The sequence below is a fragment of the Nocardia sp. NPDC058499 genome (assembly GCF_042719915.1).
GTDB lineage: Bacteria > Actinomycetota > Actinomycetes > Mycobacteriales > Mycobacteriaceae > Nocardia.
In genome coordinates this window covers 161,435-185,104 of record NZ_JBHXMZ010000008.1, presented here as the reverse complement: position 1 = coordinate 185,104, position 23,670 = coordinate 161,435, and the positions used below count along the sequence as shown (strand labels likewise).

At 66.9% G+C, this 23,670-nt stretch carries 20 protein-coding genes and 1 riboswitch; of the genes, 13 read left to right on the top strand and 7 right to left on the bottom strand.

Going from position 1 to position 23,670, the window contains the following annotated elements:
- Window positions 1-177: 177 nt before the first annotated feature.
- Window positions 178-1,725, bottom strand: coding sequence for an MFS transporter (locus tag ACFWPH_RS24070; protein WP_378754493.1), 1,548 nt, complete (start codon window positions 1,723-1,725; stop codon window positions 178-180).
- A 218-nt stretch (window positions 1,726-1,943) separates the two neighbouring features.
- Between ACFWPH_RS24070 and ACFWPH_RS24065 the strand changes: the two genes are divergently transcribed.
- Complete coding sequence (locus ACFWPH_RS24065; protein ID WP_378754386.1) at window positions 1,944-3,200, top strand: serine hydrolase; 1,257 nt, start codon at window positions 1,944-1,946, stop codon at window positions 3,198-3,200.
- A 137-nt stretch (window positions 3,201-3,337) separates the two neighbouring features.
- Here the strand turns inward: ACFWPH_RS24065 and ACFWPH_RS24060 are convergent, their stop codons facing one another.
- Window positions 3,338-4,348 carry an SDR family NAD(P)-dependent oxidoreductase gene (locus ACFWPH_RS24060; RefSeq protein ID WP_378754385.1) on the bottom strand — a complete coding sequence of 337 codons (1,011 nt, stop codon included), beginning with the start codon at window positions 4,346-4,348 and terminating at the stop codon, window positions 3,338-3,340.
- A 134-nt stretch (window positions 4,349-4,482) separates the two neighbouring features.
- Between ACFWPH_RS24060 and ACFWPH_RS24055 the strand changes: the two genes are divergently transcribed.
- The 4 genes from ACFWPH_RS24055 to ACFWPH_RS24040 all read left to right on the top strand — a co-directional run bounded on the left by ACFWPH_RS24055 (window position 4,483) and on the right by ACFWPH_RS24040 (window position 9,764).
- Window positions 4,483-4,935, top strand: a complete 453-nt coding sequence (locus ACFWPH_RS24055; RefSeq protein WP_378754384.1) for a hypothetical protein — start codon at window positions 4,483-4,485, stop codon at window positions 4,933-4,935.
- Between the two features lie 8 nt (window positions 4,936-4,943).
- Window positions 4,944-8,366 (top strand): error-prone DNA polymerase, encoded by a 3,423-nt coding sequence (locus ACFWPH_RS24050; RefSeq protein ID WP_378754383.1) that lies wholly within the window; start codon window positions 4,944-4,946, stop codon window positions 8,364-8,366.
- 66 nt (window positions 8,367-8,432) lie between these two features.
- Complete coding sequence (locus tag ACFWPH_RS24045; protein WP_378754382.1) at window positions 8,433-9,521, top strand: DUF4349 domain-containing protein; 1,089 nt, start codon at window positions 8,433-8,435, stop codon at window positions 9,519-9,521.
- A 6-nt stretch (window positions 9,522-9,527) separates the two neighbouring features.
- Window positions 9,528-9,764: a DUF167 domain-containing protein gene (locus ACFWPH_RS24040; RefSeq protein WP_378754381.1), complete on the top strand. Its 237-nt coding sequence runs from the start codon at window positions 9,528-9,530 to the stop codon at window positions 9,762-9,764.
- 13 nt (window positions 9,765-9,777) lie between these two features.
- Here the strand turns inward: ACFWPH_RS24040 and ACFWPH_RS24035 are convergent, their stop codons facing one another.
- Window positions 9,778-10,242, bottom strand: a complete 465-nt coding sequence (locus ACFWPH_RS24035; protein WP_378754380.1) for a tRNA (cytidine(34)-2'-O)-methyltransferase — start codon at window positions 10,240-10,242, stop codon at window positions 9,778-9,780.
- A gap of 281 nt (window positions 10,243-10,523) precedes the next feature.
- On the opposite strand from ACFWPH_RS24035, the gene cycA reads away from it, so the two are divergent.
- Window positions 10,524-12,002 (top strand): D-serine/D-alanine/glycine transporter, encoded by a 1,479-nt coding sequence (cycA, locus tag ACFWPH_RS24030; protein ID WP_378754379.1) that lies wholly within the window; start codon window positions 10,524-10,526, stop codon window positions 12,000-12,002.
- A gap of 286 nt (window positions 12,003-12,288) precedes the next feature.
- Entirely contained in the window at window positions 12,289-12,534 is a 246-nt protein-coding gene (locus ACFWPH_RS24025) for a DUF3017 domain-containing protein (RefSeq protein ID WP_051157170.1), read from the top strand.
- An 83-nt stretch (window positions 12,535-12,617) separates the two neighbouring features.
- Here ACFWPH_RS24025 and ACFWPH_RS24020 read toward each other — a convergent pair whose 3' ends face one another.
- Window positions 12,618-13,763, bottom strand: a complete 1,146-nt coding sequence (locus tag ACFWPH_RS24020) for a homoserine O-acetyltransferase (RefSeq protein WP_378754378.1) — start codon at window positions 13,761-13,763, stop codon at window positions 12,618-12,620.
- 184 nt (window positions 13,764-13,947) lie between these two features.
- Window positions 13,948-14,058: riboswitch (SAM riboswitch) on the bottom strand.
- Window positions 14,059-14,331: 273 nt separating this feature from the next.
- On the opposite strand from ACFWPH_RS24020, the gene ACFWPH_RS24015 reads away from it, so the two are divergent.
- Window positions 14,332-15,549 carry an NADP-dependent isocitrate dehydrogenase gene (locus ACFWPH_RS24015; protein ID WP_062977292.1) on the top strand — a complete coding sequence of 406 codons (1,218 nt, stop codon included), beginning with the start codon at window positions 14,332-14,334 and terminating at the stop codon, window positions 15,547-15,549.
- Between the two features lie 828 nt (window positions 15,550-16,377).
- Entirely contained in the window at window positions 16,378-17,625 is a 1,248-nt protein-coding gene (locus tag ACFWPH_RS24010) for an acyl-CoA dehydrogenase family protein (RefSeq protein ID WP_378754377.1), read from the top strand.
- 263 nt (window positions 17,626-17,888) lie between these two features.
- Here the strand turns inward: ACFWPH_RS24010 and ACFWPH_RS24005 are convergent, their stop codons facing one another.
- Both ACFWPH_RS24005 and ACFWPH_RS24000 read right to left on the bottom strand, forming a co-directional pair.
- Window positions 17,889-18,737 carry an alpha/beta fold hydrolase gene (locus tag ACFWPH_RS24005; RefSeq protein ID WP_378754376.1) on the bottom strand — a complete coding sequence of 283 codons (849 nt, stop codon included), beginning with the start codon at window positions 18,735-18,737 and terminating at the stop codon, window positions 17,889-17,891.
- Between the two features lie 152 nt (window positions 18,738-18,889).
- On the bottom strand, window positions 18,890-19,975 hold the full coding sequence (locus tag ACFWPH_RS24000; RefSeq protein ID WP_378754375.1) for a transglycosylase SLT domain-containing protein: 1,086 nt from the start codon (window positions 19,973-19,975) through the stop codon (window positions 18,890-18,892).
- 140 nt (window positions 19,976-20,115) lie between these two features.
- On the opposite strand from ACFWPH_RS24000, the gene ACFWPH_RS23995 reads away from it, so the two are divergent.
- Genes ACFWPH_RS23995 through ACFWPH_RS23985 form a run of 3 tightly spaced genes read left to right on the top strand, consistent with a single transcriptional unit; the run spans window position 20,116 to window position 21,880 of the window.
- Window positions 20,116-20,898, top strand: coding sequence for an exodeoxyribonuclease III (locus ACFWPH_RS23995; RefSeq protein ID WP_378754374.1), 783 nt, complete (start codon window positions 20,116-20,118; stop codon window positions 20,896-20,898).
- Window positions 20,899-20,909: 11 nt separating this feature from the next.
- Complete coding sequence (locus tag ACFWPH_RS23990; protein WP_378754373.1) at window positions 20,910-21,395, top strand: ribonuclease domain-containing protein; 486 nt, start codon at window positions 20,910-20,912, stop codon at window positions 21,393-21,395.
- A complete protein-coding gene (locus ACFWPH_RS23985) occupies window positions 21,395-21,880 on the top strand; it encodes a barstar family protein (RefSeq protein WP_378754372.1) in 486 nt (161 codons plus the stop codon). The genes ACFWPH_RS23990 and ACFWPH_RS23985 overlap by 1 nt, the downstream gene beginning before the upstream one ends.
- Before the next feature lie 53 nt (window positions 21,881-21,933).
- Here the strand turns inward: ACFWPH_RS23985 and ACFWPH_RS23980 are convergent, their stop codons facing one another.
- Window positions 21,934-22,575, bottom strand: a complete 642-nt coding sequence (locus tag ACFWPH_RS23980; protein ID WP_378754371.1) for a TetR/AcrR family transcriptional regulator — start codon at window positions 22,573-22,575, stop codon at window positions 21,934-21,936.
- A gap of 145 nt (window positions 22,576-22,720) precedes the next feature.
- Here ACFWPH_RS23980 and ACFWPH_RS23975 point away from each other — a divergent pair, with 145 nt between their 5' ends.
- Window positions 22,721-23,659, top strand: coding sequence for an oxygenase MpaB family protein (locus ACFWPH_RS23975; RefSeq protein WP_378754370.1), 939 nt, complete (start codon window positions 22,721-22,723; stop codon window positions 23,657-23,659).
- Window positions 23,660-23,670 lie beyond the last annotated feature (11 nt).

Sequence of the window (23,670 nt, the reverse complement as noted above, 5' to 3'; positions counted from 1 at the left end):
CGCGAGACACCACCTGGTGGGTGCGGCGTCAGCGTCCGGGGAGACGATCCGGAAGCGGACGCCGCACTCTGTGTGGTTTCGGATCGGTCCATGGGCGTGGTGATGCCGGTCGATCCGCGGATTCGGTGGGTTCGATCCGCGGCCCGGAGCCGGGGCCGGCCAGGGGCCCGCCCCGGTTCATCGATTCGTGAGTACTCGGTCGTCCGTGACCGGGTCGATGGTCTTGCGGATCCGGCCGGGCGCCCACGCCCCCAGTACGAAGGCCATCACCACGGTCAGGACCCCGAGGGCCAGTGAGGCCTGCTGGGCGCCGTGCACGAAGGCTTCCTTGGCGAAATCCGCCAGCGGTGCCGCGACCGGCCCGGCCTGCTCGGTGACTTCCAGTGCCGCGGCGAGTGAATCGCCGACCGGCCCGCGTGCCTGCTCGGGCAGACTGGGCAGAGCCGGCGCGATCCGGTCGGAGTAGCCGACGGCCAGGATGCTGCCGGATACCGCGATCCCGATGGCCGCACCGACCTCCCGGGAGGCGTCGTTGACCGCCGACGCGACCCCGTGCTTCTCCGGCGGCGTGCCGTTGATGATGGCGGCGGTCGCGGGCGCGGTGCACAGGCCGAGCCCGGTGCTGAGGATCAGCAGCGGCCACAGGACGTCGATATAGGTGCTGTCCACGGTGGTGCGGGAGACCAGGAGGAGCGCGATGCCGACGCACAGCAGTCCGATGAATGTCGGCAGTCGCAGGCCGAAACGTTCGGCCAGCCGGGGCGCGAAGATCGAGATACCGATGAGGGGCGCGATCATCGGCGCCATCGCCAGCGCCGACATGAGCGGTGAATAACCGAAGATCAACTGCATGTACTGGACGAACAGCAGGAAGTAACCGAACGCCACCAGGAACTGCACCCCGACGCTCACCGCCCCGCTGCCGAAGCCGCGGTCGGCGAACAGCCGGACATCCAGCAGCGGATGCGGAACCCGGAGCTCCACCGTCGCGAATCCCACCGCGGCCAGGACCCCGGCGCCGAACAGCCCGAGAACCAGCGGATCGGCCCAGCCACGTACGGGTGCTTCGATCGCACCGACCACGACGGCTCCGACCGCGACGGACGAGGTGATCCCACCCCAGAAGTCCAGCGGCGGGCGTAGTTCGTCCACCGATTCGGGCACGGTGCAACCGGCGATCGCGAGGACGGCACCGGCGATGGTCATCGCGAGGAAGATCGCCTGCCACGACCACACCTGCAGCAGGAGTCCGGAGCCGAGGATGCCGATAACGGCGCCGCCACTGACCACACCGGCCCACAGCCCGACCGCGACCCCGCGCTTCTCGGCGGGAAATCCACCGGTCAGCAGCGACAGCGTGGACGGCATGACCAGCGCCGCGCCGATCCCGGCGATCGCGCGGGAGCCGATGATCCAGTTCGGTGCGTCCAGGAACAGCGGTATCGCGGAGGCGATAGCGAAGATGACCAGCCCGAGCACCATCATGATCCGGCGGCCGTACCGGTCCCCGAGTGCGCCGGAGAACAGGACCAGGCAGGCCAGCGCGAGGGTGTAGCCGTCGACCACCCAGGTGAGCTGCTGCTGGCTGGCGCCGGTATCGGCGGCGATCTCCGGCAGCGCCGTATACAGCGCGGCCATCGCGGCGATCACCAGTGCGACGGCCAGGGAGGACAGTGTCAGCAGCCAGATGTGTGCCCGGGACAGGCGCGTATTCGCGGACGTCATGGTCACCTCTCGACGGGAGCAAACAAGCAGTTGCTTCTTTCATGATCAGAGCACAGTTACCGGTAACCACCTTCGGTGATCTCCGTCACGATAGCGTTCGGGCTGGTCATCGTGCCGTCCGCGGTTGCTGGGCCAGAAGGGGCGAGCGACCCGGCGGCGCCCGCGACCGCACGAATTCGGCCCCTTCCGTCGTGTCCCGCGTGGCTACCCTGGGGCGGGTGAAGGCAGATTCCGCGCTCCTGGTTCCGGTCGCCGCTCAGTTGGACGACATCACCTGTATCGGCCCGGAAGCGGACCCTGCCGACGTGGGCCTGGCCCCCGCGGAGATCGCCGCGATCTGGGAGTCGGTACGCGACTGGTATCGGCTGGGTGGCACGCCGGCGATTCAGGTATGCCTGCGCCGAAACGGGAAGGTCGTGCTGAACCGGGCGATCGGCCACGGCTGGGGTAACGCGCCGGGCGACGGCCCGGACGCGCAGCGTATTCCGGTCACCACAGAATCGCCGTTCTGCGGTTTCTCCACCGCGAAGGGTGTTTCCGCGGCGGTGCTGTTCCTGCTCATCGAAGAAGGGGCGTTCGGCTACGACGACCGGGTCGGCGACTACATCCCCGAATTCGCGGCGAACGGTAAGGCCGCGATCACCATCGGCCAGGTGCTCGCCCATTCCGCTGGGGTGCCGTTCGTGACCCCGCCCTTCCGCGGCCACGAAATGACCTTCGACGAAGAGCTCGCCCTTCGCGGGCTGGCCGCGCTGAAACCCAGTTATCCACCGGGCCGGTTCCGCGTCTACCACGCCCTCACCAGTGGTTTGATCCAGCGGCTGCTGGTGCAGCGGGCCACCGGTAAACGGCTCCGGGACCATCTGGCCGAACGGATACTGGACCCGCTGGGGTTCCGCTGGACGAATCTGGGCGTGCGGCCCGAGGACGTGGACGCCGTGGTGCCGAGTGTGAAAACGGGTCCGCCGCCGTCGCGGCTGGCCGCGTTCGTCGCGGGGAAGGCGCTCGGTGGCGGATTCGCAAAGGACGCGGTGAACCGGGAATCCAATCGGGCGTTCCTCACCGCCGAGCTGCCGTCGGGAAATCTCGTGACGACCGCCGCCGAACTCGCACGCTTCTACGAGATCCTGGCGCGGGGCGGTGAACTCGACGGAGTCCGGGTCATGCGCCCCGAAACTGTGCGCGAGATGGTGCGTCCCGCGCCGCGGGTGCCCGGTGTCGCCGGGCGGGTGAGCCGCGGCGGATACGAATTGGGCGGGCGCCGTTCGAAATTCGGCCGCGATACCACGGCGCATTTCGGGCGCAGCGGGTTCACCACCCAGTACGGCTGGGCCGACCCGGAACGTGGGCTCGCCGGTGGGATCCTGACCAGCGGTAAATCGTCGGTCGACGGAGACCGGCCGTGGAAACTCGTAGCGCAAATATCCGCCGCGTGCCCGGCGTTACCGCCGGCTCAGCGGGTCTTCGACCTCTGAACCGTGCAGGCCCGGACTTGCGGCGTTGCTGCGCCGTCCGCTGCATAGCCGCCGGGCGCCGTGCGGGCGCGTCGAGTACCGCTTCTTTCGCGCGGCTCGCGATGGTCGATCGGCACCGACGGGCGGGGCCGGGGGGATCACCAGTGCGTGCCGGGGACCCAGCGGGCGGCGCGGCGCAGGACCGTTCCGGTGCCTCGTGCCGCTCTTGCCCGTACGCGGGGTAGCGGACCGGAGGGGCGCGGGTTCGCGGGGAGTTCGTCGTCCTCGGGGATGCCGGTCTCCACGTCGCGCACCATGGTGAGTCGCGACTGAGGCAGCGGTTCGGCCTGTTCGCCGCGGGCGGCCGCGGAATCGGGGATCATCCGGTAGTAGCGGTGCAGGACGAGATCGCGGATACGCGGGGCGAACAGGGCGCCGTATTCGCCGAGGGTGCCGACCGGGACGTCGATACGCCGTGGACGTTCCGTCAGGGCGCGGACGATGGTCGCGGCCGCCCATTCCGGTGATTCGGCCGGGCCCTGGTTACCGGTAGGGGCGATCATCGGGGTGCGTACCAGCGGCATATGGATGGTGGTGAAGGTGACTCCGTCGGCCATGGTCTCCACTGCCGCCACCTCGGTGAACTTGTCCAACGCGGCTTTACTGGCCAGGTAGGCGGAGTACCGCGGTGTGGCGACCTGTACGCCGGCGCTGCTGATATTGACGATATGGCCGAACTTCCGCTCGCGCATCTGCGGGAGCAACGCCAGTGTGAGCCGCAGCGCGCCGAAGTAGTTGACCGCCATGGTGCGTTCGTAATCGTGGAGCCGGTCGGTGGAGCGGTGGATGGCCCGGCGGATGGAGCGCCCGGCGTTGTTGACGAGCATGTCCACATGGCCGTGTTCGGCGATGATCTTCGCCAGGGTCGCCTCGACGGATGCGGAATCGGTGATATCGCACGGGTATCCGTGGGCGGCGCCGCCGCCGGCCCTGATCTCGTCCACCACCGCGGCGAGTTCGTCCTCGCGGCGGGCGAGTAGCAGCACCACCGCGGCCTTCTTCGCCACCGCCGTCGCCGCCGCCCGGCCGATCCCGGACGAGGCGCCGGTGATGAGGACGTGGCGCCCGGTGAGGTCACGTTTGCCGCGGTGGGTTCCGTTTGCGCTCATCAGCCAGCCCCTCTGTACAGGTCTATCCCGGCCGAACTTACTCCAAAGTAAGAAAGCGCGCCAGGGTCGAATCTGTTCGAAAACGAGTTCGAATACAGCCTCATTGTTCGAACATATGTGCGATACTTGGGTTCATGACGGACGATCGGATGGCGGATATCTATGCCGCGGTGCGGCTCGGCGGCGTGAATCGAGAGGCGGCGCGACAGGCGCTGCGAATGCTGTGGGATCAGCTCGGTACGGACGGGGAACCGCTGCACCGGAGCGTGGTCGCTCATCACCTGGCCGATCTCCAGGACACGGCCGAGGAGGCGCTGCTCTGGGACACCCGGGCGCTCGACTCGGCATTCGTGCCCGGCATCCCGCTCGACGACGGGCTGCTCGGGTTCCTGCCCTCGCTGTATCTGAGCCTGGCCGACAGCCACCGGCTGGTCGGCGACTTCGATGTGGCCCGGATGCAGCTGGCCCTGGCCCGCGGGCATGCGAGCGTCCTCGCCGATGACGCCTATGGGCGAGTGATCCGGGCCGGGGTGGATCATGTCGCGACCTTGCTGGCCGCCGAATCCACCGACCGGGTGGCCTGCTGAGGTGGCGTATGGGATGGAGTAACGGGCCACCCAGCTGGGCCGAGCTGGAACGGGTGCTGTCCGGTCGCGCGAAGCCGGGGCCGCCGCCCGGCGACGGCGGCGACGCTCCCGGGTGGAGTCGCAGTCGTGGTGAGTACCGGGCCGAACCGCTGGTCCGGCCGCCCGGCCCGGTGGTTCCCTACGCGGAACTGCATGCGCATTCGGCGTTCAGTTTCCTCGACGGTGCCTCGCCGCCGGAGGAGATGGTCGCCGAGGCCGCGCGGCTGGGCCTGTCGGCGATCGCGCTCACCGACCACAACGGTTACTACGGGGTGGTGCGGTTCGCCGAGGCCGCGGCCGAATACGGTATGCCCACGGTATACGGGGCGGAACTCACCCTCGTGGAATCCGGTATACCGCATACCGATTCGGCGATCCGCGCCGGTTCTGCGTGGCCGGGCAGCATCGATCCGGTACTTCGCAGTGGTGCCGATTCAGCGCGGAACGCGGGCATCGGTCCGGTGCGTGCGGACTCTCCGCCTCGTACCGGCGCCCCGGATCCGGAAGGGGAACACCTGCTGGTGCTGGCGCGCGGGCAGGAAGGTTATCGGCGGCTGTCCCGGGAGCTCGCGGCGGCGCATATGGCAGCGGGGGAGAAGGGGATCCTGCGTTACGACCTCGACGCGCTCACCGCGGCGGCCGGCGGGCACTGGCAGATACTCACCGGCTGCCGTAAGGGTCGCGTGCGGCGGGCGCTGGAACAGGACCTCGCGGACGGCGGGCAACCGCTGCGCACCGAGGCGGCCCTGCGAGACCTGTGCGAGCGTTTCGGCGCCGACCGGGTCGCGGTGGAACTCACCCGCTACGGACTACCGGGCGACGACGAGCGCAACAACGCACTCGCCGCGGTGGCGGAACGGGCGGGAATCCCCGTGGTGGCAACCACCGCAGCCCATTTCGCGACCCCCGGCCGCGGCCGCCGCGCCGCCGCGCTCGCCGCCATCCGGGCCCGGCGCAGCCTCGACGATCTCGCCGGCTGGCTCGCCCCCGCCGGCGGCACCCATCTGCGTTCGGGCGCGGAAATGGCCGGCCTGTTCGAGGAATTTCCGGCTGCGGTATCGAATTCGGTACTCATCGCGCAAGAGTGCGCATTCGATCTGAAGTTGATCGCGCCGCAGCTGCCGCCGTTCGATGTGCCCGCCGGTCACGACGAGAACTCCTGGCTGCGGGAACTCACCCTGCGTGGCGCCGCCGACCGGTACGGGCCTTCCTCTCGGAATCCGGCCGCCTACCGGCAGCTCGAACACGAGCTCGCCGTGATCGAGCGACTCGGTTTCCCGGGCTATTTCCTGGTGGTGCACGATATCGTCCGGTTCTGTCACGAGCACGACATCCTGTGCCAGGGGCGGGGTTCGGCCGCCAATTCCGCGGTCTGCTTCGCCATCGGGATCACCAACGTCGATCCGGTGGCCAACAAGCTGTTGTTCGAACGTTTCCTCTCCCCGGAACGGGACGGGCCGCCCGATATCGATGTGGATATCGAATCGGACCGCCGCGAGGAAGCGATCCAATATGTGTACCGCAGATACGGCCGGGAGTATGCGGCGCAGGTGGCGAACGTGATCACCTACCGCGGGAAATCCGCGGTGCGTGACGCCGCCCGTGCGCTCGGTTTCGCCCCGGGCCAACAGGACGCCTGGAGCCGGCAGGTGAGCCGGTGGACCGGAGTGGGCGCGGAAACCGGCACCGATATCCCCGCGCCGGTACTGGAACTGGCCGCCGATATCGAAGGCCTGCCGCGGCATCTGGGAATCCATTCCGGCGGAATGGTGATCTGCGACCGGCCCATCGCTGATGTATGCCCGGTGGAATGGGCCCGGATGGCCGGGCGCAGTGTGCTGCAATGGGACAAAGACGATTGTGCAACAGCAGGTTTGGTGAAATTCGATCTCCTCGGGCTGGGGATGCTTTCCGCGCTGCACTACATGATCGACCTGGTGCGCGAACATATCGGGGTGACGGTCGAACTGCACACCCTGGACCTCACCGAACCCGCCGTGTACGAAATGCTGTGCCGCGCGGATTCGGTCGGGGTTTTCCAAGTGGAATCCCGTGCGCAGATGGCGACCCTGCCGCGATTGAAACCGAAGAAATTCTTCGATCTGGTGGTCGAGGTCGCGCTGATCCGGCCCGGTCCCATCCAGGGTGGCTCGGTACATCCCTACATCCGTCGTAAAAACGAGGTGGAGGAGGTCACCTTCGAGCATGAGGCGCTCCGGAACTCGCTGGAACGAACTCTCGGCGTACCACTGTTCCAGGAACAGCTGATGCAGATGGCGGTGGACGTCGCCGGATTCACCCCGGTGGAAGCCGATCAACTGCGCCGTGCCATGGGGTCGAAACGCTCCCCGGAGAAGATGGAACGGTTACGCGGCCGGCTGTACCAGGGAATGCGCGACCTGCACGGGATAACCGGCGAACTCGCCGACCGTATCTACGAGAAACTACTCGCATTCGCGAATTTCGGCTTCCCGGAAAGTCATTCACAGAGTTTCGCGGCCCTTGTGTTCTACTCCGCCTGGTTCAAACTGCACTATCCCGCGGCGTTCTGCGCCGGATTGCTGCGGGCGCAGCCCATGGGTTTCTACTCTCCGCAGTCACTGGTCGCCGATGCCCGCCGGCACGGGGTCGCAGTACACGGCCCGGATATCAATGCCAGTCTGGCCGAGGCCACGCTGGAACAGCAGGGCACCGAGGTGCGGCTGGGTTTGGCGGCGGTACGCGGTATCGGGTCGGATCTCGCCGGCAAAATAGTCGCGGCACGTGCGGAAAGCGGTCCCTACACGTCATTCCTCGACCTCACCGGACGTGTGGAAATGACCGTGCCGCAAGCCGAATCGCTGGCCACCGCCGGCGCGCTCGGATGTCTCGGGTACTCGCGCCGGGAAGCATTGTGGGCGGCCGGAGCGGCCGCGGGTGAACGCGCCGACCGGCTCCCCGGAACCGGCGCCTCGACCAGCACACCCGCCCTACCCGGTATGAGCGACCTCGAACACGCCGCCGCCGACGTCTGGGCCACCGGGGTCTCACCGAACAGCTATCCCACCCAATTCCTACGCCCCCGCCTCGACGCACTCGGCGTGATCCCGGCCGCCGGCCTGCTCGCGATCCCCGACGGAACCCGGGTCCTGGTCGGCGGCGCGGTCACCCACCGGCAGCGACCCGCCACGGCCGGCGGGGTCACCTTCCTGAACCTGGAAGACGAAACCGGCATGGTGAACGTGGTGTGCTCAGCCGGTCTGTGGACGCGGTACCGCCGACTCGCCCAGGGGGCAACAGCGCTGCTCGTCCGAGGCCGGGTACAGAACGCCGAAGGGGCAGTGAGCATCTACGCCGAACACCTCCGCCGCCTCGATATGCGTATCGGTTCCCGCTCTCGCGATTTCCGTTAGATCGGCGCGCGGGGTTTCGGCCGTTGTTCGGGTACCGGATCCCGGAACACGCATTACGCTGCCAGCATGCGAAGGCTCGGGGTGTTGTTCGTGGTCCTGTGTGGTTCGGTGTTGCTCACCGGATGCGGTGGCGGTTCCGACTCCACCAAGGACGCGCCGTCATCGATGGAAGGCGGCGCACCCGCCGCGACCCCCGGGTTTCGGATCCAGCAGGGACCGGCCCGCGAACAGGCACCCGCACCGGATAACGGGCCGCAGGTCACCGACCGTAAGGAAGTCGTCACGGGGACGGTGGATCTCACCGCCGACGATCCGATCGCCGCCGCGCAGACCCTGACCGACCGGGTGATCCGGCTGGACGGGCGAATCGATCAGCGCACCGAGAATCCAGGCACCGAGGACAATGATCCGCACGCGAATCTGGTCATCCGGATCCCGGCCGGTGAAACCGACGCGTTCATCGACGGTCTCGGGGAGGTCGGCGAGGTCACCGAGATCAGCACCAACCGCGACGATGTCACCCTGCAGTGGCAGGATCTCGATGCCCGGATCACCGCCCTGCGGGCCTCGGTCGACCGGCTCCGCGATCTGATGGCCCGCGCCGCCAACACCGCCGATCTGATCGCCGCCGAAGAAGCCCTCGCCGACCGACAGGCCGAACTCGACAGCCTCACCGGCCAGCGGCGCTACCTCGACGACCAGATCACCCTGTCCACGCTGACCATCGATATCGGCACCACCGCGGACAAGAAAGGCGATACCGGGCCCGCCAACTTCTGGGACGGTGTGGTCGACGGGTGGAATTCGCTGGTCGACTGGTTGAAGAACGCCGTGGTGTTCGCCGGTCAGGCACTGCCGTGGCTGGTCTTCCTCGCCGTGCTCGGCGCGATCGTCGCGGCGGTCGTCCGGCTCTTCCGGGGGCGGCGCGGTAAACCCCGCACCACCGCTGCGGTCGCGCCCCCGGCGAGCACCGCAACCCCGGATGCCACCGCCGCATCGGCCGACGAGCCCGGTGCGGCCGGAAAACCCGTGTCATCGGCTGCCGAGCCCGGCGTGGCTGCCGACAAGTCCACTCGGTCTGCGGACACGTCCAACCCTGCTGCGGACAAATCCGGTGGAGCTGAGGATCAGCCCGGTCGACCGGCCGGGGAGTAGGGCAGTTTGCCGGCCACGGTGCGCGCGCTGATCAAGCCGAACAGCCGCAAAGGTCCGCTGGTGGAACAACTGCCCGACGGCACCCTGCAGCTGTGGGTGCGGGCGCCGGCTGTCGAGGGCAAAGCGAACGAGGCCGCAGTCGAACTGCTCGCCCAGCATTTCGGGGTGCCGAAGAGCGCGGTCCGCCTCACCGCGGGAGCGACGGCACGGCACAAGCGGTTCGAGATCGACTCGTTGGCCTGATGCCCACTCGTCGCTAGACGGCGTCCGGGAACCCGTGCTGGCGCCACGCCTCGTACACCCCGACCGCTGCCGCGTTGGCGAGGTTCATCGACCGGCGTCCCGGCAGCATCGGGATACGAACCTCTTCGGTGATGTGGTCGTCGGCGAGTACTCCGGCCGGGAGCCCGGTCGGTTCGGCGCCGAAGAGCAGCACGTCACCGGGCCGGTAGGCGATCTCGGTATGCGCGGTGCCCGCCCTCGTGGTGAACGCGTACACCCGCTCGGGCCGCAGCCGCGACCAGGCGGTGGCCAGGTCCGGATGGACGGTTACCGAGGCCAGATCGTGGTAGTCCAGTCCGGCTCGCCGCAGCTTGGCCTCCGACAGATCGAAGCCGAGCGGCTCGATCAGATGTAACTCGCTGCCGGTGCCGGCGGCCAGCCGGATCGCATTACCCGTATTGCCCGGTATGCGCGGTTCGTGGAACATCAATCGGAACACAGCCGACCAGTCAACCAGGTGGGCTGAAGATTAGCTGGGCACAGCCCGGCGCTGGGCCGGTTTTCCGGTGGCGTACCGTTCCTCGACGGGCCACAGGCCCGGACGGACCTGCTCTGACCAGTTCGGACGCAAAGGGACGGCCGCTGCGCGAAAACTCCGTGCGCACTTCGCCGGGTACCGGAGCCCGTCGGCTGCCCCGTAGGTATCGCGCCTGCTATGCGCTGCGCGATGGCGCCGTTGGTGGTCGAATGGGCTGTCCGATCGACTCTGGAGGGAGAAAGATGGCCGTGCTGCAGGGCCAAGGGGGTTCTGGCGACGATGGGGTGCAGGCGGGTGAACCCGGTGGACCCGGCGGCCTCAGCCGGCAGCTGGCCAATCGACATATCCAGCTGATCGCGATCGGTGGCGCGATCGGTACCGGGCTGTTCATGGGATCGGGTAAGACGATCTCGCTGGCCGGGCCCTCCGTGATCCTCGTCTACATGATCATCGGCTTCTTCCTCTTCTTCGTCATGCGGGCGATGGGGGAGCTGCTGCTGTCGAACTCCGGTTACAAATCGTTCGCGGATTTCGCGGGCGATCTGCTCGGCCCATGGGCGGGGTTCTTCACCGGCTGGACCTACTGGTTCTGCTGGGTCGTCACCGGTATCGCCGATGTGGTGGCGATCGCCGGATATGTCGCGTTCTGGTGGCCGGATCTGCCGCTGTGGATTCCGGCGCTGGTCTGTATCGCGGTGCTGCTGGTATTGAATCTGCCCACGGTGCGCGCCTTCGGGGAAACCGAGTTCTGGTTCGCCCTGATCAAGATCATCGCCATCGGTGCGCTGATCGTGACCGGCCTGGTGATGATCCTGACCGGGTTCACCGGTGACAGTGGTACGCCGGCCTCGCTGGCCAACCTGTGGAACGACGGCGGCTTCTTCCCGACCGGCCCGATGGGCTTCGTCGCCGGGTTCCAGATCGCGGTGTTCGCCTTCGTCGGTATCGAGCTGGTGGGCACCACCGCTGCCGAGACCAAGGACCCCGAGCGCACTCTGCCTCGCGCGGTGAACTCGATCCCGGTCCGGATCCTGCTCTTCTATGTCGGCGCCCTCGTCGTGATCTGCGCGGTAACCCCGTGGCGTCAGGTATCGGCGGACGAAAGCCCGTTCGTGGCGATGTTCACCCTCGCCGGCCTCGGTATCGCCGCGAGCGTGGTCAACTTCGTGGTGCTGACCAGCGCGACCTCCAGCGCCAACTCGGGTATCTACTCGACCTCCCGGATGGTGTTCGGTCTCGCGGGGGAAGGTAACGCGCCCGCGGTGTTCGGGAAACTGTCGCCGCGCCGGGTCCCGGCCAACGCACTGCGTTTCTCCTGCGCGTTCCTGCTGATCGGCGTGGTGCTGCTCTATGCCGGACAGTCGATCGTCGAAGCGTTCACGGTGGTCACAACCATCTCGTCGCTGTGCTTCATGTTCGTCTGGACGATGATCCTGGCCAGCTACCTGGTCTATCGCAAACGGCGCCCGCATCTGCACGCCGCATCGACCTTCAAGATGCCCGGCGGGATCCCGATGGTCTGGGCAGTGCTGGCGTTCTTCGTTTTCATCGTCTGGGCGCTCACTCAGGAGAGCGATACCCTGCAGGCTCTGCTGGTGACACCGATCTGGTTCGTCGTCCTGGCGATCGCCTACCTGTTCGTGCGCCGCAGCCCGCACCACGCGGCGCTGCGGAAACAGCATCAGGAAAAGGTCCTTGCGGAGATGACTGCCCTGCGCTGAATCGGCCTGGACGGGCGACGTCTCGGGCCGGCCGGAAACCGGTGCGCGGCGTCGCCCGTGAAGGGCGAAGCGCTGTATTCGAACAGGCCCCTACCGCATACGGCCGCCGCACGCTACCGGTTTGCATCCCGGACCGGGGCGCGGCGCTCCCTTCCGGCCATCAGGGCGGGAGGACGGCACCGGCCGCATCTGGAACAATCGCACCGTGACCGACGCCGAGACTGTGACCGAGGGCGAGCCCGGCAGCGGTAACCGCCTGGCCGGGTTCCTACGCTGCCATCTGCCGATGGTGGTGGTTGTCGCGGTGATCGCGGTCGCCGTGGTTTTCGTCGCGCAGGACCGGTGGCGGCGCGGCGCCATCTTCTTCGGCGGCGCGACACTCATCGCCGCCGCATTCCGGCTGTGCCTGCCCACGGTGCGGGTGGGATTGCTGGCGGTGCGCAGCAAACCGTTCGACGTGGGCGCACTCACCCTGCTGGGCAGCGTGATCGTGTTCCTTGCCGCCACTATCAATACGCTCGGCGTGAGCTGAAACCGGGAGCCGGATACCGCCCCGTCCCGGGGGTCGCCGTCACCTGACGGGGCCCCCGGTGAGGCGAAGGCGACAACCCCGCGTCAGCGGTGGGTGCGGGCCAGGCCCATCGTCTGGACCAGCAGCTTGCCGATGGCTTCGGCCTCGGTGAGGAACGCATCGTGACCGTCGCGGGACGAGATGACCTCGAAATGCCGGCATCCCGCCAGCCCCTCGGCCAATTCCCGCTGGGTATGCAGCGGGTACAGCCGGTCGGAGTCGATCCCGCCCACGATGCACGGCACCTCGGCGCGTGCCATCGCGGCCTCGATCCCGCCACGGCCGCGGCCGATATCGTGCCGGTTCATCGCCTCGCTGAGCAGCACATAGGTGGCCGGGTCGAAGCGTTTGCACAGTTTCTCGGCCTGGTATTCGAGATAGCTCTGCACCGCGTACCGGCCGCCGTCCCACGGGTCTTCACCGGCCTGCGGGCTGTTGGCGAACCGGCTGTCCAGCTCGACCTCCGTGCGGTAGGTGAGATGCGCGATCCGCCGGGCGATACCCATTCCGGCCATCGGCGCCCGGCCGGTGCCGTGGTAGTTACCGTCCTGCCAATCGGGGTCGCCGGTGATAGCGGCGATCTGGGTGGTCTGCGTGCCGATCTGATCCGCTGTCGCGCGGGCACCGACCGCGAGGACCAGGGCCGCGGCCAGCCGCTCCGGGGCGCACAGCATCCACTCGAGAACCCGCATCCCGCCCATCGAACCGCCGATCGCCGCGGCCAGCCGGTCGATACCGAGCAGGTCGAACAGCCTCAACTCGGCACTCACCTGGTCGCGGATGGAGATCTCGGGGAAGCGTGCCCCCCACGGCGCGCCGTCGGGCGCCGGGGAACCGGGGCCGGTGCTGCCCTGACAGCCGCCGAGCACATTGGTGGCGACCACACACCATTCGTCGGTGTCGATCGGCGCGCCCGGCCCGACCATCCCGTTCCACCATCCGGGTTGCGGATGCTCGGCATCGGGTTCGCCCACCACATGGGAATCACCGGTCAGCGCGTGCTCGATCAGCACCACGTTGTCCATGGCCGGGGACAGTTCGCCCCAGCGCTGGACGACCAGTTCGACCGCCGGTAGCCGGGCCCCGTTCTCCAGAGTGAGCTCGCCGATCTCGATCACGCCGACGGTGCCGTCGGACGGCGGTAGCTGCGCCACGGGTACGGCCCTGGTCTGTTCGGTGTTCACCTTCACGCGATGGCTTCCGCCCGCTGGGCCGCGACCGGCGGCGATAGCCGGGCCATATGAGTCACGGCCGTGAGGTGGGCGGGGATACTGCCATCGGTCATCTCGTGCTCCAGAAAATAGGGGGTTGCTCGCCGCGAAACGGAGTGCCAGGGCCGAGGCGACCAGCACCGGCACATAACGGCGACCTCCTGACATGCGCTTGCTCCCGGCTTTCGGAAGCCCGGTCATCACCCGGAGCACCCCACCGCAGCTGGAGGGTTGCCGGCCAGCGAGCCGGGGCTTGACGCTGGCACTCATGACCTGTTCCACATGGTAGCTGTGGGCTGTGGTGGATAGAAATCGGCATGGGCCACCACCAGGTAACCTTGTGGCGCGACTCACTGTGTGAGATCTCACGACCGGGCCTGGCTGCACCGTGCGATCACCACAAGCAGTACGCTCGTCTTGGTTACATCAGACGTCTCGTGGACAACGCGGGATGTATACGTTGTCTGTTGAACAGCTGGGGTCCGCTCACAAGCGTGTTCGCCTGGTTGTGCAATGAGGGCACCATCTTAGGAGGACACGAAGATCCATGTCCAAGATCAAGGTTGAAGGCACCGTCGTAGAACTCGACGGCGACGAGATGACCCGGATCATCTGGCAGTTCATCAAGGACAAGCTGATCCACCCGTACCTCGACCTGAACCTCGAGTACTACGACCTCGGCATCGAGTACCGCGACAAGACCGACGACCAGGTCACCGTCGACGCCGCGAACGCCATCAAAGAGCACGGCGTGGGCGTCAAATGCGCGACGATCACTCCTGACGAGGCCCGAGTCGAGGAATTCGGTCTCAAGAAGATGTGGCGGTCGCCCAACGGCACCATCCGCAACATCCTCGGCGGCACCATCTTCCGCGCGCCCATCATCATCTCCAATGTTCCGCGCCTGGTCCCCGGCTGGACCAAGCCGATCATCATCGGCCGCCACGCCTTCGGTGACCAGTACCGCGCCACCGACTTCAAGGCCTTCCAGGCCGGGACCGTCACCCTGACCTTCACCCCGGAAGACGGCAGCGAGCCGATCGTCCACGAGGTCGTGAAGATGCCGGAAGACGGCGGCGTCATCATGGGTATGTACAACTTCAAGAAGTCCATCGAGGACTTCGCGCGCGCCTCGTTCAACTACGGGCTGCAGCAGAACTACCCGGTCTACATGTCGACCAAGAACACCATCCTGAAGGCCTACGACGGCATGTTCAAGGACACCTTCCAGGAAGTGTTCGACGCCGAGTTCAAGACCCAGTTCGACGCGGCCGGCCTCACCTACGAGCACCGGCTGATCGACGATATGGTCGCCTCCTCCATGAAATGGGAGGGCGGCTACGTCTGGGCCTGCAAGAACTACGACGGCGATGTGCAATCCGACACCGTCGCGCAGGGCTTCGGTTCGCTGGGCCTGATGACCTCGGTCCTGCTCACCCCGGACGGCCAGACCTGCGAGGCGGAGGCCGCGCACGGCACCGTCACCCGGCACTACCGTCAGCACCAGCAGGGCAAACCGACCTCGACCAACCCGATCGCGTCGATCTTCGCCTGGACCCGCGGCCTCGAACATCGCGGCAAACTCGACAACACCCCCGAGGTGATCGGTTTCGCGCAGACCCTCGAGGACGTGGTCATCAAAACCGTCGAAGGCGGCCAGATGACGAAGGACCTCGCGCTGCTCGTCGGCGGCGACCAGGGCTACCTGACCACCGAGGAATTCCTCGCGGCGCTCGACGCCAACCTGGCGCGCGCGCTGCGCTGACCAACCCGGCCCCACGGGCCCGGGTACTGAGCAAGGCCCGGAGCGTGGAGGCCGAGTGCTTTCGACAACGCCGAGAACAGGGCTGTGTTCTCGGCGTTGTTTGTTTGGTCAGGGGTAATGGTGGGGCTGCTCGAGGAGGGGGTGGGGGCTGCTCGAGGATGGGATGGGGGCTGCTCGCGGAGGGGGTGGGGGCTGCTCGTGAAGGGGGTGGGGGCTGCTCGTGAAGGGGATGGGTGGGTCTGCTCGCGAAGGGGATGGGTGGGTCTGCTCGCGAAGGGGACGGGTGGGTCTGCTCGCGAAGGTGCTGTGTTTTTGGCGCGCTGGCGCGCGCGGGTTTTGGCCCCCTAGGTCCATGCTTTCCGACCGCGATACTCGCGGCTGCGCCGCATTGTCTCGCGGTCGGAAAGCATGGACGGGCCAAAACCTTTCAGGGCCTCGCTGGACTCGGCACCGCTGTTGGTTGCGTTGGGGTTGTTCGGGAGGGCCTCGCTGGGCTTGGCGCGGCTGGTGGTGTGTTGGGGGTTGTTGGGGAGGGGCTGGCTGGGCTTGGCGCGGCTGGTGGTGTGTTGGGGGTTGTTGGGGAGGGGCTGGCTGGGCTCGGCGCGGCTGGTGGTGTGTTGGGGTTGTTCGGGAGGGCTGGCTGGGCTCGGCACCGTTGTGGGGTTCGCTGGGGTGTATCCGGGGCTCGTCGGGCTGGGCTTCGTTGCGGGGGGCAGGAGGTGGGCGAAACCTCAGCGCGGGAGCGATGGAACTGGCAGGCTGTCAACAAGGCGGATCATCCGCCCGGTGATTTACGCCGTAATGTTGCTGCTTGCACGGAGGACGCCGATGTTCGAATGGTCCGATACCGATCTGATGGTCCGCGACGCGGTCCGGACTTTCATCGATAAGGAAGTACGCCCCCACCTCGACGCACTGGACAGCGGGGAAATGCTGCCCTACCCGGTGCTGCGCAAGCTGTACGCGGGTTTCGGTATCGGCGCGATGGCCGAAGAGGCGCTGCACAAACAACTGGCTGCGCGGCGCGCGGCGGACGACGGTGCGGAGAAGGCGGCCTCGGGGGAGAAGGGTTCCGCCGGCGGCGGATTCGATCAGCAGACCATGATGGCCGTCGTGACCAGTGAACTCTCCGGTGTCTGCATGGGCCTGTGTAGTTCACTCGGGGTGAGCACCGGCCTCGGCGGCGCCACCATCCTGTCCCGCGGCACACTCGCCCAGCAGGAGCGGTGGGTGCCCGATATCGTCAGCCTCCGCAAGATCGCATGCTGGGCGATCACCGAACCGGATTCCGGATCCGACGCCTTCGGCGGCATGAAAACCTACGTCCGGCGCGACGGCGACGACTACATCCTCAACGGGCAGAAGACCTTCATCACCAACGGCCCCTTCGCCGATACGCTCGTCGTCTACGCGAAACTCGACGAGGGCGACGGAACACCGGCCCGCGACCGCAAGGTGCTCACCTTCGTCCTCGACAAGGGTATGGAAGGCCTCACCCAGGGCAAACCGTTCAAGAAGATGGGCCTGCACGCCTCACCGACCGGTGAACTGTTCTTCGACAACGTCCGCCTCGGCCGCGACCGGTTGCTCGGCGAAACCGAGGAACACCGCGGTGGTGACGGCCGGGAAAGCGCGAAATCCAGTTTCGTGGCCGAACGCGTCGGCATCGGCTTCATGGCCCTGGGCGTGATCAACGAATGCCTGCGGCTGTGCACCGAATACGCCCGCAACCGCAAACTGTGGGGTCAGGAGATCGGCCGCTTCCAGCTCATCCAGCTCAAGCTGGCCAAGATGGAAGTGGCGCGGATCAATGTGCAGAACATGGTCTTCAACATCATCGAACGCGGAAAAGCCGGTAAACCGCTGAGCCTTTCGGAAGCCTCCGCGGTGAAACTGTATTCCTCGGAAACGGCAACCGAGGTCGCGATGGAAGCAGTGCAGCTCTTCGGCGGCAACGGCTACATGTCGGAGTACCGGGTCGAACAGCTGGCCCGCGACGCGAAATCGCTGATGATCTACGCGGGCAGCAACGAAATCCAGGTCACCCACGTAGCAAAGGGCATCCTCGACCTCTGAGAATGGTCGCGAGCGAACTGTCGTGCCCGGTGACACCGGCGCGACAGGCTTGGGCCGACCGTTCACGGACAGCAAGAAGTTCACCGATTCCCCCTCCGGAAAACCAACGCAACCAACGGCGGCGCCGAGTCTTACGAGGCCCTGAAAGGTTTTGGCCCGTCCCTGCTTTCCGCCCGCGAGACAATGCGGCGCAGCCGCGAGTATCGCGGGCGGAAAGCAGGGACCAAAGGGGCCAAAACCCCGCGCGCCGAAGGCGCGCCAGACTATACAGCGCGCAGGTGGTCGCGGCTGGCGTAGATGTGTTCGGCGACGAGGGTGGCCATCCGTTCGGGGTCTTCCAGCATGGGCACATGCCCGGCCCGGTTCAGCATGATCCGGTCCGCCGATTCCGGCAGCTCACGCAGGAACCGCCGGCCGTGCGCTGCCGCCGGTAGGATGCGGTCGGAGTCGGCCAGGATCACCCGGACCGGGGTGGTCAGGTCGGACATATTCGCCAGGGACGGTCCCCGCAGGGTGCCGGCGGTCAGCGCGGGCAGTGCGGGACAGTGCAGCGCGGCCAGGATCACGGCCGAGATATCCGCCCGGGAGACCGCGCGGGTGTTCTTGGTGAGCAGGTGGGCCATCGCCCAGCGCAGGAGCCGGTTGTCGACCGGGGAACGGCCCAGCCGTCGCAGGATTTCGGTGAGCGGGATCATCGGCGCGATCGTGGCGGCCGCGCGGAGCTGCGTCACCGACGGGGTTTTCCAGCCGCCGGCCGGAGCGATGGCGGTGAGTGTGCGGGCCCGGCCGCGGCGGGCCAGTTCGAACCCTACCCAGCCGCCCAGCGAGTTACCGGCGATATGGCAGGTGCGCCAGCCGAGATCGTCCAGTTGCGCCTCGACCCGGTCGGCCAGGGTGGCGGCGGAGTAGCGGCCGTCCGGGAACTCCGGCCCGCCCCAATGCCCGCCCAGCGCCGGTGCGAAGACTTCGCACCGGGCGGCCAGCAGGGTGGCGGTCCGTTCCCAGCAGTGCGGTGAGAGCAGAACACCGTGCAGGAGCAGTAGCGGTTCGCCGGAGCCCAGATGCAGGGCGGGGACCGCCTCGGGTGCTGTGGTTGCGGAGGTGCCTGACATCGATGTCGTCACCCCTTCCTGGCAAGTAGCGGTGACCTGTCATTCTACGGTCGGGCGGGGGAGAAAATCCTCCCTGTCGTCGAACGCCGGCGGCGTTCGACGGAGCAGGGGAGGGACCGCCGTACAAGGGGCATGCTTCCGCTGAGTCCCGGTCAGTAGCCCTTCGGGGCGGCGGCCGGGTTGGTTTGCTGGACGGCGGACTGCAGATTGCTGCCGTCCTTGGCGACGTCGTATCGTTCCATGACGTAGTTCATACTTGCCGCGACGTTGGCAACTGGATCGTAGATATTGTTGGACGTTCCGGCTACATGATATGCCTCGAATGTGCCCGGAATCGTCTGGGTGAGACCGCGCGAATGCTGACCCGAAGCGGCATTCGAATCCCAATTGTTGATGGCATTGGGGTCGCCACCGGACTCCCGTTCGATCAGTACGAGATATCCACGCGTCCAGTTCTCCCGCGCCTCCGGGTCGTGAATACCGAGTGCATCCAGAGCGCCGTCGATGGCGGCTTTCACATCCTTGCTTCCGGTATATGCGGCGTAGTCGGCGTCGGTTGCGGCGGCCACGTATTCCACACCGTCGTTGGCCGCTGACGAGGCGGGCGAATTCGGGGCGATGGAAGGCAACATCGGACCTGATGCCGAGGGGCTGATACTGCGGGGATGTGTCGGGTCGTCGAGTTCTATCCCGAGCGCCTCGGCTGCCGCGCGGTCCGAAACGCCGCTCACCTGCTCGTAGGTTTTGTTCACGGTGTCCCAGAGCCCGGTGAAGAGCACATTGACGTTATGCGTCGGGAGTACCTGTCGCGGATTCTCGCCGTTTTCGTCGGTGACGGTGTATTGCGCGGCGTGGGCGGCATCGATCTTGTCGTTGAGCTGGCCGACGGAGGTTTCGATGGCATCGTAGGCATCGGTAACGGCTTTGCCGATTCCGGCGGTCCGCATGGGGATACCGTCCTTGTCCTGCAGGTCGTATTCCGACTTGACCCGGTTCACCTCGTCCCGGTGTTCGCCGTAGCGCTCGAGCATGGCTGCCTGGCCGTCCGGATCGTCGATTCCCTCGTTGCGCAGCAGCTGCCACATATCGGGTGCCTGGGAGGGAGTGCCCTCGCCGAGCAACCGGATCTGTTCCTGAATAACTCCCTCAGCGGTCACGAACAGCGCCTTCAAACCCTCCGGGGCAGAAGGGGGCAGGTCGTGCAGATCGCCCATCTTCTTGGTGCTGGGAGGACTCATCGGCAGTTCACATTCGCCCGGAGAGATAAGGTCAGCACACAACGATTATCGGATCTCCCCGGGCATGGGAACCTTTGCTGCGGGCAGGACCGGGCCGGGCGTCGACGGGTCGCCGTATCGTGCCCTTGTACTGTCGACCCGTGCCTTACATCCTTTCGACCGTCAATGTCAATGGCGTTCGGGCCGCCGCTGGGAAGGGTCTGCTGGCCTGGTTGAGCCGGACCGAGGCCGATATCGTCTGCCTGCAGGAGACGCGTGCCGACGACACCCAGATCGCCGCCGCGCTCGCCCCGGCGCTGGCCGAAGGCTGGCAGCTCGCGCACGCCGAGCCCGGCGTCAAGGGCCGGGCGGGGGTGGGTGTGCTGTCGCGGCGGCCGATGCGGTCGGTGCGGGTCGGGATCGAACCGGACAGCGAATTCCTCTCCACCGGAAGGTATATCGAGGCCGAGTTCGACGATGTGACCGTGGCCAGTGTGTATGTGCACACCGGTGAGGCGGAAACGCCCCGGCAGGACGAGAAATACCGGTTCCTGGACGAACTCGCCGCCCGGATGTCCACGCGCACGGGCGCGTTCGTCATCGCCGGCGACTGGAATATCGCGCATACCGAGCGGGATCTGAAGAACTGGAAGGGCAACCTGAAGAAATCCGGTTTCCTGCCCGCCGAACGGGCCTGGCTCGACCGGCAATTGGCCGCCGGCTACGTGGATGTGGTGCGAAAACTTCACCCGGAGGGTGACGGTCCGTTCAGCTGGTGGTCGTATCGTGGGCGCGCGTTCGACAACGACACGGGGTGGCGGATCGATTACCAGCTGGCGACGCCGGAGGCGGCCGAGCGGGCGAAACAGGCTGTGGTCGAACGTGCCGCGACCTACGCCGAGCGGTGGTCGGACCATGCACCGGTGACCGTCCAGTATCGATGAAGGGGAGTTCCGTGCGTGCGAAAGTTGTGAAGATTCTGTCCGCGGTGGGTGCCGCGGTGGTGGCGATCGTCGTCGCTCTGCTCACCCAGACCGGCGACGAGCCGGCGTCGAACACCGCGGCCACACTGTCGTCCGGTGCCACGTCGACGGTGAGCGGCCAGCCCACGCCGGGCAAGGCCACTCCCGCCGACTCCCCGGTGGTTTCGCGGGTGGCAGGGGTGCCCGAACGTGCATACGAAACGCTGGAAGAGATCGATGCGGGCCGCTGGCCGGATTCGGCGAACGCCCCCGGCACGAAAGGCGGGATCACCTTCCAGAACCGGGAAGGCCGGCTGCCGGCGACCGATGGTTCCGGCAAACGCGTGAAATACCAGGAATGGGATGTGAACCCGAAGAAGCCCGGGCAGTCCCGTGACGCCGAACGGATCGTCACCGGCAGCGACGACTCGGCCTGGTACACCGGCGACCACTACGACACCTTCACAAGGATGCGCTGATGCCCGAACCTCTCGCGCTCGCGGATTTCCTGGATTTCTCCTACGACGCCGAACTCCGCCCCGCCGCCGGCAGCATGACCGCCCTGGGGGCGATGCAGGTGGATGCGGCCGAGTTCAGCGGTATCCGCTACCGCGCCCCGGCGGGGTTCCGGGTGCGCGAACTGCGCGGCAGCCGGATGCGCACTGTGCCGGCGCTCTACGACGAATTCGCCGCCGCCCTGCAGTTCCCGTACTACTTCCGGCCGAACAAGGATTCGTTCGACGAATGCCTGCTGGATATCGACGACACCCTCGGCGAGGCCAAGGGCTATGTACTCGCGATCCGCGACGCCGGTCAGCTTCTCGCAGACGCGCCCGATGAGCGGGAATGGTTCGCCTCGGTCGTCGAGGAATGCGCGGATTTCTGGCCGTCGCGCGAGGTGGTCTTCCGGGTGATCCTGCAGGGCGAAGCGCAGGGACTGACGTCCGTCCCGATCCGTTTCTGATCCCCGCGGGCGGGATTCCGGCCTGGGCTGAGGCCATGGAGTGCCGTTCTCGATCAGGCCGGGTCGTTGCGGCGGGCGAAGTCTTCGCCGAGGAGGACGAAGACGTCGGTGGTGTAGTCGATGAGGGTGTCGCGGCTGATCGCGAGATCGCCGCGGACCCAGCTGGTGAGGGTTTGGACGAGGCCGCCCACCAGGTAGGTGGCCCGGAAATCGATTACCGGGTCCGGGGCGGGATCCGTGATGCCGTAGAACTCGATACCTTCGCTGGCCACCAGCCGGGCGAAGACGCGGATGGTTTCGGTGGTGCGGGCGCGTAGCTGCGGGGTGGCCATGGCGGCGACCATGGTGACCTCGGTTTTGCGGGGATCGTCGGTGAGCAGGTGGATACCGGCGGTGATCGCGGCGTGGGCTCGGGCGCGGGAATCGCCGGTTGCGGTGTGCGCGGCGGCGACGACGGCCAGGACCAGTTCTTCGGCGATTCCGTCCACCAGGGCGGTGAGTACGTCGTCGCGGCTGCCGAAACTCTCGTAGTAGTAGCGCTCGTTCAGGCCCGCCTGCGTGCACATACCCGACACGGTCAGCTTGTCCAGGCCCTGGGTGCCGATGATCTCCAGTGCCGCATCCAGAAGCGCGGACCGTCGCTGGGCCCGCCGTTCCTCTGCGGACAAACCGCCATAGGTGCGCTGCGCTGCCATACCTAAATGATGGCGGGTGGACGGCTGCCGGGTGTGGGCGGGGCAATTTGGTGGTGGGTCTTGCCAGAAACCCGGAACTGGTGGATGCTATTGCCAGATGCGCGGGTGCGCGGTGCTCAGAGTTGAGCTGGACCGGGAGGCTGAGATGGCCATGGACACGGGGTACTTTGCCGACGATTCGATGATCCGGCGGGTTATGCGGAAGCGGGCCGTGGGCCTGACCTACGGGCTGCGGGCGTTGGTGATCGGTGCGGTCCACCCACTGCTCTATGTGGGGACGGCCGAATCCACCGAGCACCGCGATACGCCCTACACCCGGCTGGCGCTCACCGGGAAGCTGTTCGAAGCGGTGTTCTTCGGGACCAGGGAAGAAGCCGATCGGGCGCTCGAGTTCACCGGGAAGAAGCACCAGAAGGTGGTGGGGCGGATCCCGGAGGATGCGGGCGCACATCATCCGGCGGGGACGGCGTACTCCGCCTACGACCCCCACCTGAGCTTCATGACCATGGCGTTCACCTTCGAATCCGCGGAGGTCATGTACGACCTGCTGGTCAAACGGCTCACCGATGGTGAACGCGAGGGTTTGTACCAGGACTATGTGCGGTGGGGGGAGCTGTTCGGGATGCCGCGCGAGGCCGCCCCGGCCGACTACGGGGCCTTCCGCGCGTACTTCGACGGTTACCTCGCCTCCGACGAACTGTTCCTCACCGACGAAGCGCGCAAGGTCGGCAACTATCTGTGCGGCCATGTGGTGCCCTACCCGCAGCCGCTGCCGGCGCGGCAGGTGAGTTCGGCGTACTACCTGCTGGTGCAGGGCAGCCTGCCGGAGCGGATCCGGCAGATGTACGGCATCGAGTGGAAACGCACAGACGAGCTGGCCTACCGAGGATTGGCGCAGTCGGTGCGCAATGCGCACAGTGTGCCGTCGGTGCTCGTGCCACGACCGGTGAAGACTGCGCTCAACGGGCCGAGTGCGCCGGTGTACCGGCTGATCACCAAGCAGGAACAGGAGCTGGCCCGGGCCGGAAAGCGCAGTATGCCCGGCATCGATCCGCGTAAGTGGGCAGAGCGAAATTCCGCTTGAGCGGCATGCGA